This is a genomic window from Microbacterium sp. NC79, assembly GCF_019061125.1.
Taxonomy (GTDB): domain Bacteria; phylum Actinomycetota; class Actinomycetes; order Actinomycetales; family Microbacteriaceae; genus Microbacterium.
This window is the reverse complement of sequence record NZ_JAHQYI010000001.1, coordinates 768,602-780,154: the sequence shown is the minus strand read 5'-3', so window position 1 is coordinate 780,154 and position 11,553 is coordinate 768,602. Positions and strand designations below refer to the sequence as shown.

Here is an 11,553-nt window from a genome sequence, read left to right as displayed (position 1 = left end):
GTCAAGGAGCTCCGTGTCCCCTCGTGCAGGAAATTCTGGTCGCATCGGCCTGCTGGTCGCCATTGGCGTTGTTGCGCTGATCATCGCCGGTAGTGCTGTCCTGCTTGCGGTGAACCCACCTTTCCAGGGCGAGGCCAAGCCGACGCCGAGCACGAGTGCGAGTGCTTCTGCAACGGCAACGCCGACCGCCTCCCCCACGACGAGTGCGACACCGACAGCGACACCGAGCGCTTCGGCAACACCGGAGCCAGAGCCCACCGTCACTCCGACAGGCGACCCTGTTCCGGATGACGCTGACTTCCGCGCCGCGGTGGCGCCTTATCTCTCCGATGCAGAAACCGGCCTGTCAATGATTGAAGTCTCCGTCGACGGGGGCTCGTTTGCCGGTACTCAAGACATCGTCCGCCCAATGATGCAGGATGTGCAGCGCCTGCTTGATCACCCGAAGCCGTCCGACCCGGACACGTGGAAGGGTGCCGTTGAGTCTTATAGCGGAGCACTTGATGCTCTCTACCAGGCACTAGGAAACACTGATTCTGCCCGCACGGCGACGGCGCTCGAATCAGCGCACACCAGCCTCGCCACGCTTCTGGACCTGGCGCAGTAGCGCGGCGGACCAACGCGTAACGCACTGCGCCAGCGCGGGCGTTACGTGCCGTGTTCGGCGTTGTACCTGTCAAGCACGTCGGCGATCGGGCCATCAAGGACGAGCCTCCCGCTGTCGAGATACAGGCCGCGTGTACAGAAGCGGCGCAAGTCGCGTTCGTTGTGGCTGACGAAGAAGAGGGTGCGTCCCTCGTTAAGGAGCTCATCGATGCGCTTGTAGCATTTGTCGCGGAACGCTTTGTCGCCCACTGCGAGCACCTCGTCAACGAGAAGGATCGGCTCATCGAGTTGAGAGACGACGGAGAACGCCAAACGCACCTTCATGCCGCTGGAGAGATGCTTGTACGGGGTTTCGAGGAAGTCGCCGATCTCGGCAAAGGCGATGATGCCGTCGAATCGGGCGTCGATCTCAGAACGGCTCATGCCGTGCAAGCCCGCGATAAGTCGGACGTTTTCACGAACGGTGAGGTCTGCGGCGAAGCCTCCCGTGAGCTCAATCAACGGTGCGACTCCGCCATGCACTTCGACGGTCCCCTCGTCGGGCAGTAGCACTCCCGCGACGAGCTTGAGGAGGGTTGATTTACCCTGCCCGTTGCGGCCGACGACACCGATCGCTTCGCCATAGTTCACGGCAAAAGAGACATGACGAAGCGGCCAGAACTGACCCGGCTTCGTCCGTCGCTTCGCGCCGCCGAACAGATCTTTCAGGCTCGGTCGGCCGCGACGGTTGCGACGGAACCTCACACCAAGGTCAGTGATCGTCATGGCAGAGATGGCTGTGCTGGTGGGGTCAGTCATTACAGCTCCTTCAGCACGGTGCGCTCGAGGCGGCGGAATGTCACGATACCCGTCACCAGCAGGGCGAGCGTGAGGATCACGCTCACAACGACGCTAAACAGGTCGAACTCCTCAGGGAAGAATGCCATGCGGTACAGCGTGAAGATGCCGGCGAGCGGGTTGAACGCGGCGATCTGATCGAACGGTGCCGGCAGGTCATTAATTCCGTAGATCACGGGCGATGCGTAGAACAGAGCCCGCAGCACCAGCTTGGTTGTGCGCTCGAGGTCGCTGTAGAGAACGCAGAGCGGGGCAACCAAGAGTCCGAGGCCCAGGAGAAGTAGCGCCTGCATCAGGATGGCCAGGGGAAACAGCAGGGCACCCCAGCCAATGGTTGCGCCAGCGAACATGGCGAACAGGGCAAGCACAGGTAGCGCGAACAGAAACTCGGCACCCTTGCTCACGATGATGCGCGCGATCCAGATAGAGCGCGGAATGTTCGTCGAGCGCACCAACTTTGCGTCTTTGCGGAACGCACGAGTGAAGTCGCTGACCGACAGGTTGAACCATACCCACGGCAGCAACCCGGCAACGAGGAAGACGATATATGGTTCCGCCCCAACGTTCTCCCGTTGGAACACCTGCGTGAAGATAAACCAGTAGATGACCGCCATCACAAGCGGATCAAGAACACTCCAGAAATACCCGAGCAGGCTCGTTGCGTAGCGCACCTTCAGATCGCGCGCAGACAACAGCCGAAGCGCGTGGAGGTACCGGCGTTGCTTCGTCAACGGGGGGCGGCTCGTCACAGTTCGAGTCTAGAGGCCGCGAGGCTGGGAACCTGTTAGGCGTACCAGCGGGTATCCAGGGGCCTGAAGTAGGCTTACGTCGGCCGCTTTCTTGCGGCCGCAAACTCACTCTCGGAGATTTTTGTCACTGTGACGCACATCTTGCAAAACGTGGTCTTCCCGCTCGACCGCGATCCTGATCTTCTGCCCCTGTACGCCGACCCAGAAACCTGGTCGTCGATCGATGAAGAGCCGGTTCGTGTTTCATCGCGCGCACACATTGGCAACATCCTGGGCCGCACCAGTGTGCGTGTGGTCGCGGGACGCCGCGTCTCTCTCGGCACCTACTTCAATGCTTTCCCGGCCTCCTACTGGCAGCACTGGACGCCGTTGAAGGAGGTTCGCCTCACCGTCCGCGTCGAGGGCGACGCGACAGTCCTCGTCTACCGCTCCACGAGCAAGGGTGTTCGCCAGCGACTCGCCATCCGCGAGGTTTCGGGCACGAGCGAATCGCACTTTGACCTACAACTCAACCAGTACAGCGATGGTGGCTGGATTTGGTTCGACGTTATCGCCGACGCGAAGCCTGCCGTGCTTTTGGGCGGCGAGTGGACGACCGAAGAAGAGCCAGCGCGCACGGGCAAAGCTTCGATCGGAACCACGACATACAACAAGCCGGACTACTGTGTGGCGACGCTGACCGCACTCGCCGATGCCCCCGACGCACTGGCACTCGTTGACCGCATCTTCCTGATCGACCAGGGCACGCAGAAAGTCAAAGATCAAGCGGGCTACGCTGAGGTCGCTGAGCGTCTCGGCGAAACGCTACAGATCATTGAGCAGCCCAACCTCGGTGGTTCCGGTGGCTTTGCGCGCTCGATGTATGAAACGCTCCAGCGCGAAGAGAGCGACTTCGTGCAGTTGCTCGATGATGATGTTGAAATCGAGCCCGAATCACTGCGCCGTTCGATCGTTTTCGGCCGCTACGCAACGACGCCGACCATCGTCGGCGGCCACATGTTTGATCTTCTCGATCGACCGAAATTGCACGCCTGGGCCGAAGTCGTTGACCGCAAACCGTTCATGTGGCGCACGCTTTACCAAGAGGTAATGCCGCACGACTTCGGTGCGCAGAACCTCCGCCAGTCGCCCGAGCTACACATGCGTATGGATGCCGACTACAACGGCTGGTGGATGACGCTCATTCCCAAAGACATCATTCGTGAAATCGGCCTCTCGCTACCCGCGTTCATCAAGTGGGACGACGCCGAGTACTCCATCCGTGCTGGCGCTGCCGGATACTCGACGGTGTCGTTGCCTGGCGTCGCGCTGTGGCACGTGTCCTGGGTGGGTAAAGATGATTCGATTGACTGGCAGGCATATTTCCACGCCCGCAACCGCATCGTTGCGGCGTTGCTGCACTCACCGGAACCGCACGGCGGGCACCTGATTCGTCACAGCCGTCGTGCCGACCTGAAGCACCTCATGATGATGCAGTACTACCCAGCTGAGTTGCGTGCGCGTGCGCTCCGTGATGTCCTGAGCGGCCCCGAACATATGTGGGGCAACCTCGCGACCGCGATGCCTGCCGCCCGCGCCCTGCAGTCCGAGTTTGCCGAGACGCGCGTCATTAAAGACCGTGGCACCGTTCTCAAGTCGCGCTTCGGCCGTCGTGTTTATACGGTGGAGCGCCTCGTCGAAAAGCCGGAGAACCCCACGGGTCTCGCCCTCCGCATCTTTACCGCACGCACCCTGCTGAATCACTGGTTCCACAAGCCGAAGGCCGCCAACGTGACGCAGCCGGAAGTCGAAATCGGCAAGGAAGACGCGGCATGGTGGCGTGTACCGGAGTTTGATAGTGCACTGGTCAGCGCCGCCGATGGCTCAGGAAAGGTCATCTATACCCGCGACCGCGCAAAGTTCCGTCAGATGCTGCCGGAATCAATTCGTCTGCACGCTGAGCTTCGCCGCAACTGGCCTGAGCTTTCCCGCCAGTACCGCGCTGCGCTGTCAGAGCTCACCTCGACCGAGCGCTGGCACGAAACGTTCACAAAGGGGCAGTAAGTCGCGCAAAAGAGGCGGGCCGAGGGATTCACTCCCCCGGCCCGCCTCTTTTCGTGCGTGATCCGCTTATGCGAGCTGGTTGTTCCACATGGATAGTGCGGAGCCGATGGCCATGTGCATGTCGAGGTACTGATAGGTGCCGAGGCGGCCACCGAAGTGGACGTCCTTTTCGCCTTGGCCGAGGTCGCGGTAGGCAAGAACACCTTCACGGTCGGTCGGCGTGTTCACCGGGTAGTACGGCTCGTCATCTCGGGTCGCGAAGCGAGAGAACTCGCGGTGGATGACGGTCTTGTCCTGAGCGAATACGTCTTTCCGCTCCGGGTGGAAGTGCTTGAACTCGTGGATACGCGTGTACGGCACGTCCGCGTCGGGATAGTTCATCACGCTCGTGCCCTGGAAGTCCTGAATATCGAGGACTTCTTCTTCCAGGTCAATCGTGCGCCACGACAACTCTCCAGCCGCGTAGTCAAAGTAGCGGTCGACCGGTCCGGTGTACACAACGGGCACCTGACCAACGACAGCATTCTTGTGCAGCGGCTGCGACTCGTCAAAGAAATCGGTCGACAGAGCGACTTCAATGTTCTTGTGGTCAGCCATCCGCTCCATCCACGCCGTGTACCCGTCAACCGGGAGACCCTCGTACGTGTCGTTGAAGTACCGGTTATCGTACGTGTACCGCACCGGCAGACGGCTAATAATCGACGCCGGAAGCTCCTTCGCATCCGTCTGCCACTGCTTCGCCGTGTAATCACGAATAAACGCCTCAAACAGCGGACGACCGATCAAACCGATGCCACGCTCTTCCAAGTTCGACGCCGAATGCACATCAAACTCACCCGCCTGCTCCGCAATCAGAGCACGAGCCTCCGCCGGCGTGTACGCGGCGTTAAAGAACTGGTTAATCGTTCCCAAGTTAATGGGCAACGGATACACGATGTTCTTGTGCGTCGAGTACACCCGGTGCTGATAATTCGTGAACTTCGTAAACCGGTTCACGTACTCCCACACCGTCTCATTCGACGTGTGGAACAAGTGCGCACCATACTGATGCACCTCAATCCCCGTCGTCGGCTCCGCCTCGGAATACGCATTACCGCCCAAGTGGTGACGACGATCAATGATCGTCACCTTACGACCAGCTTCTGCTGCACGCTCCGCGATCGTGAGTCCGAACAGGCCAGAGCCCACCACAAGAAGATCCATGCCACTGCTTTCTGCATTGCGAGATTGGGCGCGTGTGCGCCCCCAGCATTCTACCCGTGCACGGTTTTGCACACCCTCATGGCGTGCCCAACAGCGACATCGCCCCTCGACCGCCACATGAGAAGCCTGGCAATAACACTCAAAGGGTCCGTTGAGTTGCAGGCAAGGCGCCCTGTCGTTGCAAGATGGATTCGTGGATGATCGAGCCCCCCAGAAATCTCCCAACCCACTGCAACGGATGTGGGCGATTGGCGTTATTCGCTATCTTGCCGTCGGTGGCTTCTGCTTTCTGTTCGATGTTGCCCTGCTGTGGTTCGCCACCTCGGTCCTCGCCATCCACCTCGTCCCTGCGACGGCGATCGCCTTCCTAGCGTCGTTTGTGGTGACGTACTCGATGCAGCGTTTCGTGGCATTTGCCGCCGATAATAAGGTCGCACCGAGTGTCGTGAGGTACACCGTGTTGGTCGCGGCCAATACCATCATCACGACGGCCATCGTTTGGGGCATCGATGAAATCGGGTGGGGATGGTTGATAGGCAAGATCCTTGCGGTCGGAGTCACGACCATCACTAATTACTTCGTATATCGATACTGGGTGTTCGCGCCACAGAAAATCGAGGGGACTCGGCATGTATAAGAACGCCATCATCGCGGCGGTGGTACCCGCCTACCGTGAAGAAAAGATGATCGCGAAGGTCATCACCACGATGCCAAGCTTCGTTGATCACATCGTGATCGTCGACGACTGCAGCCCCGACGGCACGAGCGATGCCGTGCGCGCAGTGAACGATCCCCGTGTCACCCTCATCCGCCACGAGGTCAATAAGGGGGTTGGTGGTGCCATTATCACCGCGCATCGCGCCGCCCTAGACCTGGGAGCTGACGTCAATGTCGTGATGGCTGGTGACGCTCAGATGGATCCGCACTATCTACCCGATCTCTTGAATAAGGTCACCGACGATGGCTACGGGTTCGCGAAGGCTAATCGCTTCTATGGCCCCGAATCATTCAAGGGAATGCCCGGGCACCGCGTATTTGGCAACGTGGTGCTGTCGTTCATGACAAAACTTTCCAGCGGCTATTGGAACCTGTTTGACCCGCAGAACGGTTACACGGCGGTTCGCACCGAAGTACTCAAGCGCATTGACCTCAGTTCGGTTGCCGAGCGCTACAGCTTCGAGAACGACCTCCTCATTAAGCTGAACATTCTGCAAGTGTCGGCCACCGATGTTCCAATTCCTGCCGTGTACGGCGAAGAGGTTTCCAGCATCAAATTGCGAAAGGTCGTACCTGAGCTGCTCAACCGCCTCACGGTGGGCTACTGGTCGCGCATCTGGTACCGCTACGTCCTGTGGTCCTTCTCCCCCATCGCGCTTTTGCTCTTCGGCGGGTTACTCATGACCGGCATCGGCGTCGGCATTTCAATCTGGGTCATTTTCCAGATCGCGTCCTCTGTCGTCGCAACGGCAGCCACCGTCATGCTGGCGGCGCTACCGCTCATGATCGGCATACAGATGCTCCTCACGAGTCTGCAACTCGACATCCAAGCGACACCAGACCGACCAAACTTTGAGCCGTTCTCACCACGCGTGTAAGCGTTGCGGCGCCGCCGTTACTCGCCGCAAGCGATGATGCGGTAGAGCTTCGCTTCGCCCTCGGAATCCACGAGCGAGAGCACGTCTGGCCCTGCTTGTTCGAGGCCCGGGTAGGGGTGGGGTCCTGCATGCACGCCCAACGGACCAAAGTCGAGGACCCAGCGCACGTTCTCCGTCTGCAACGCGGCGCAGACCTCTGGGTTGGCGGTTGCCTGGTCGAGCTTGTTAACGATGAGATCTTTCGTTGGTGTCATCTCATCGAAAATGTTGGTGAGCAGGACTTCACGATTCGACAGCGCGTATGCCAGAGACGTGCCGGTCCACGGGCTCCCCGCAATGACATCCCCCTCCGGAACCACGTCGTCGAGTCGCGAAAGAAGTGTGCGCTCGTCAGTATTCACAAGCGGTGAGCTCGGCGTCTGCGCGTACACCCGAGCCATGGAGCGCTCTGCGACGCCGATAGCCGGATTCACCATCGCGATGCCAGCGACGGCGACGGTCACCAGCGTCGCGCCAGCTACACGTACGGCACGCGGTTGGGATGTGGGGACAAAGTTCAGTAGCCAGCGTGTCACGGCCATGAGGCCTACCGCAGCCAGCGGGATGAGCAGAGTCGGAAACAGCGATGCGATTCGGTTGGCGTCGTTGTACCAGGTGCCACTAATCAACGCACGCACGCGGTTGTGCGGCCCGGCGACGCAGACAAAGTAGATGGCAGCTAAGGCCGCGTATGAGGCAACCAGCCACCACAGATCACGCCGTTTCATGACGATGGCGATAATCCCTGCGACGGCAAGGGCAACGACCGCCCACAGCGCTGGCCGTCCAACCAGGGCCAGTGAAAGAACATCAACAGCGCCCTCGACAGGTGTTCGCGTCGGCGGCCAAAATGCCAGGTCTGCGGCAGGACGAGCAACGACGAAAATGCCGAGGGCGACGACGCCGAGCGCGATAACGCCGGCAATGACGAGCCTCTTCTGACGCGCCGACGCCTCGGCCCCAGGGCCCCGCACCCATCGCACCAACCATGCGATGACAGCGAAGCCGCCAAAGATCAAGAACGCGATAAAGGTGCTCGGGTGCGCAAGCGCGAGGGTTCCGATCGAAACCAGCAGGAGCGCCCACCGCGACCAGAGGGCCGGCCGGGGCAGATCGTTACTACCGATGTCCAGCACGAAGAGCAGCGCAGCGAGCGCGGACGGAAGTAGCGCAATCGACAGAACGTTCGGGTAGAGCACACCGAAGTCCAACATGAGCATGGGGAACAGCGGAATCGTTGCCGAGAGGACGGCACCAATGGCAAGTGCGACAGGCTGGCACCCAGCGATGCGCGCCACGAGGGCGATGCAGGCCAGCGGCCAGACGAGTGCTCCGAGGGCAATGGTGACGGCGTTGACAGCGACCGGAACGCTCGCACCCGTCAGCATCATGACGGTGCACGACAGCGCATGCCACAGGCTCGGGTAGAAGCCGGGGAGCAATTGGCGGGTCGGCGCGATGTACCCGCTCTCCCCCACCCAGCGCACACCGTTCAGATGGTAGACGTTGTCAAATGTCTGTGAAATGTTCTCTGGAGCGCCTGTGACGCGTGCGAGCTGAACCGCGAGCATAACGAACGCGACCAGCATCGTGACCAACATCCACCATTGCAGCGGAGTCCGCTCGGCGGCACGCTGACCAGAACCACGGTCAAGCCAGCGCAACCCGGCGGCCAGAGCCAACAGGGCGACGACGGAGAGGAGCCACGCGATCACGCCCCAGCGGAACGGAATCACCATGTTGACGATCGCGGCCACTGCAATGGCCCCGAGGCTCAGCGGCGCGGCCACAGCGAGGCGGGTGGAAGGAGAGAATCCGGCGATCCGTGCGGCCCCGTAACCGGGCACAAACACCACAATCAGTGCAACGATGACGACCGGAGCCGCTTCAATCCAGGTCATGTATCTCCCAAAGCACGCCGTTGCAACCGATCGTACCGGCTACGGCTCGTGAGATTTGCTAGGCAGCACCGACCACAATGCGAGGAACGCCCGCCCAGGCCTCGGCAACGGTCGCGTTGCGACCATCAACGAGCAACCGGATTCCCGGGAAATTAACGGGGCTCAGCGAGCGATAGTCCGCGTGGTCGGTCTGCAGAATCACCAGATCAGCGTCGTCTCCGATGTGGTAGGGCTCGAATCCGAGACCGCGAAGCTCATCGTCAGTGTAGAGCGGATCGTGAACCCAGACGTCGGCACCACGAGAACGGAGCGCGGCAACCGTGGGGAATACTCCCGAGAACGCCGTCTCCTTCACGCCGCCACGATATGCGGCACCGAGCACAACTGCTTTCATGCCCGTCAGATCACCGAGAAGGGATCCCGCTTGAGATACCAGACGCTCGGGCATCGACGCGTTGAGCTGTCGTGCCGTGCGCACAATGTCGGCATCGGGGTCGGTCGAAAGGTACAGGCGCGGGTAGACGGGGATGCAGTGACCGCCAACAGCAATACCCGGGCGGTGAATGTGGCTGTACGGCTGCGAGTTGCACGCTTCAATGACTTTGTAGACATCGATGCCGTTGGCTGCCGCAAACAGGCCGAACTGGTTTGCCAGGCCAATGTTGACGTCGCGATACGTCGTTTCCGCAAGCTTCGCCATCTCAGATGCTTCCGTGGTTCCGAGGTCCCACACACCATTCGGGCGCGGCAGATCGGGACGCTCGTCGAACTGAAGAACGGCTTCGTAGAATTCGCGAGCGCGACGGTTGCCCTCGTCGGACAGCGCACCAATCAGCTTGGGGTACTTCCGCAGGTCAGCAAAGACCCGGCCGGTGAGCACCCGCTCAGGTGAGTAGACGACGTGGAAATCAACGCCTTCCGTGAGACCAGAGATCTCTTCAAGCATGGGTTTGAAGCGGTCACGGGTGGTACCGACTGGCAATGTCGTTTCATAGGAGACGAGGGTTCCCGGTGTGAGGTGCTCAGCCAACGAACGCGTCGCCGCGTCCATGTACTTGAAGTCAGGCTCCCACGTCTCGTCGTGTACGAATACCGGTGCCACCAGCACAACAGCGTCGGCACCGGGAATCGCCTCAGCGTAATCCGTCGTCGCACGCAAGCGGCCAGCCGGAACGAGTTCAGTCAGCTTCTCCTGCAGGTGTGCTTCGCCAGGAAACGGCTCGACTCCAGCGTTGATCAGATCAACCGCCTTTTGGTTTACGTCGACGCCGATGACTTCGTGCCCAGAGGCTGCAAACTGAACGGCAAGAGGGAGGCCGATTTTTCCAAGGGCTACAACGGCAATACGCATGATCTCAATTCTAAGTGACGTGAAGCATCACCAGATCGCCACCCGCGTTTGCTGCCCGCGAGCGCGAACCCCAAACCCGTCGATGTCGTGGGCTCAGCGTTGCCCGCGGAGCAGGACCTCGACGACACGTTCTGCCGCTTTGCCATCACCGTACGGCGCGGCGTCGGTTGCGGCGGGTGCCGGACGGCTCGCGGCTGCGGCAATCTCTTCCGCACTCAATGCCAGCACGTTCCAGCCCAGCTCAACGGTTTCTACCCACTCCGTTTCGGTACGAACAGTCGTCGTGGGCACGCGCAACAGGAAGGCCTCCTTCTGAAGCCCACCGGAGTCAGTAATCACGCCAGCCGACGCCATCACCGAGGCAATCAAGTCGTGGTAAGGCAGCGGTTCGTGCACCATGAGTGAGCCTTGTTGCAACTCGATCCCGTGCTCTCGAGCCTTTGCGAGCACGCGGGGGTGGGCGAGCAGAACTACAGGCTTGTCAAGGTTTGCGAGAGCCGTAGCGATCTCGGCGAGGCGATCGGGATCGTCGGTGCTCTCAGCACGGTGAATCGTTGCCACGTAGTGCGAACCTGGTGTGAGCTGGAGCTCCGAAACGAGTGGCGATGGCGCACCCTGGATTTGGTCACGCACGGCGTAAAGCACATCGGTCATCACATCGCCGACGAGTACCGTGCGCCCGCCCAGTCCCTCATTCTGCAAGTGCTCAACCGCGACCTGCGTCGGGGCCAAGAGCAGATCAGCCGCGTGATCGGTCATCACGCGATTGTGTTCTTCCGGCATGCGGCGGTTAAAGCTCCGCAGGCCCGCTTCGAGGTGCGCCACCGGAATGTGTAGCTTTACTGCGCTCAGCGCCGCGGCAACCGTCGAGTTCGTGTCGCCGTACACAAGTACCCAGTCGGGCTGATGCTCGAGCAGCACATCGTCCAGAGCCGCGAGCATCGCCCCTGTCTGCTTTCCGTGCGAACCGCTGCCAACCCCCAGATGTACATCCGGAGCTGAAATACCAAGCTCCGTAAAGAAGACGTCCGAAAGAAGCGGGTCGTAGTGTTGCCCGGTGTGCACAATGATGTGTTCCACCCCGGCGGCTTTCGCTGCGCGGTCAATCGGTGCGAGCTTCACGAACTGCGGACGAGCACCAACGACAGAAAGAATCTTCACCCTTCCACTATAGGAGCGTGCATCACAGCCGACGGTTTCCGCCAGCGCACGATCCTGTCGCACCGTGA

The 11,553-nt window shown here is 60.6% G+C and carries 10 protein-coding genes; 4 read left to right on the top strand and 6 right to left on the bottom strand.

The window, feature by feature from the left end; translation table 11 throughout:
* Window positions 1-13: 13 nt before the first annotated feature.
* Window positions 14-607, top strand: a complete 594-nt coding sequence (locus KTJ77_RS03385; RefSeq protein ID WP_217337096.1) for a hypothetical protein — start codon at window positions 14-16, stop codon at window positions 605-607.
* A 41-nt stretch (window positions 608-648) separates the two neighbouring features.
* Here the strand turns inward: KTJ77_RS03385 and KTJ77_RS03380 are convergent, their stop codons facing one another.
* Window positions 649-1,404, bottom strand: a complete 756-nt coding sequence (locus KTJ77_RS03380; protein WP_217337095.1) for an ABC transporter ATP-binding protein — start codon at window positions 1,402-1,404, stop codon at window positions 649-651.
* Window positions 1,404-2,192, bottom strand: a complete 789-nt coding sequence (locus KTJ77_RS03375; protein WP_217337094.1) for an ABC transporter permease — start codon at window positions 2,190-2,192, stop codon at window positions 1,404-1,406. Before KTJ77_RS03375 ends, KTJ77_RS03380 begins: the two co-directional genes overlap by 1 nt.
* Window positions 2,193-2,321: 129 nt before the next feature.
* Between KTJ77_RS03375 and KTJ77_RS03370 the strand changes: the two genes are divergently transcribed.
* Window positions 2,322-4,235 (top strand): glycosyltransferase, encoded by a 1,914-nt coding sequence (locus tag KTJ77_RS03370; protein ID WP_217337093.1) that lies wholly within the window; start codon window positions 2,322-2,324, stop codon window positions 4,233-4,235.
* 66 nt (window positions 4,236-4,301) lie between these two features.
* Here KTJ77_RS03370 and glf read toward each other — a convergent pair whose 3' ends face one another.
* Window positions 4,302-5,438 (bottom strand): UDP-galactopyranose mutase, encoded by a 1,137-nt coding sequence (gene glf / locus KTJ77_RS03365; RefSeq protein WP_217337092.1) that lies wholly within the window; start codon window positions 5,436-5,438, stop codon window positions 4,302-4,304.
* Window positions 5,439-5,631: 193 nt separating this feature from the next.
* On the opposite strand from glf, the gene KTJ77_RS03360 reads away from it, so the two are divergent.
* Entirely contained in the window at window positions 5,632-6,075 is a 444-nt protein-coding gene (locus tag KTJ77_RS03360; RefSeq protein ID WP_217337091.1) for a GtrA family protein, read from the top strand.
* On the top strand, window positions 6,068-7,033 hold the full coding sequence (locus KTJ77_RS03355; protein ID WP_217337090.1) for a glycosyltransferase family 2 protein: 966 nt from the start codon (window positions 6,068-6,070) through the stop codon (window positions 7,031-7,033). The genes KTJ77_RS03360 and KTJ77_RS03355 overlap by 8 nt, the downstream gene beginning before the upstream one ends.
* Window positions 7,034-7,050: 17 nt before the next feature.
* Here KTJ77_RS03355 and KTJ77_RS03350 read toward each other — a convergent pair whose 3' ends face one another.
* The 3 genes from KTJ77_RS03350 to wecB all read right to left on the bottom strand — a co-directional run bounded on the left by KTJ77_RS03350 (window position 7,051) and on the right by wecB (window position 11,485).
* Window positions 7,051-8,973: a DUF6541 family protein gene (locus tag KTJ77_RS03350; RefSeq protein ID WP_217337089.1), complete on the bottom strand. Its 1,923-nt coding sequence runs from the start codon at window positions 8,971-8,973 to the stop codon at window positions 7,051-7,053.
* A gap of 58 nt (window positions 8,974-9,031) precedes the next feature.
* A complete protein-coding gene (locus KTJ77_RS03345; protein WP_217337088.1) occupies window positions 9,032-10,324 on the bottom strand; it encodes a nucleotide sugar dehydrogenase in 1,293 nt (430 codons plus the stop codon).
* A gap of 93 nt (window positions 10,325-10,417) precedes the next feature.
* Window positions 10,418-11,485 carry a non-hydrolyzing UDP-N-acetylglucosamine 2-epimerase gene (gene wecB, locus KTJ77_RS03340; RefSeq protein WP_217337087.1) on the bottom strand — a complete coding sequence of 356 codons (1,068 nt, stop codon included), beginning with the start codon at window positions 11,483-11,485 and terminating at the stop codon, window positions 10,418-10,420.
* Window positions 11,486-11,553: the final 68 nt, after the last annotated feature.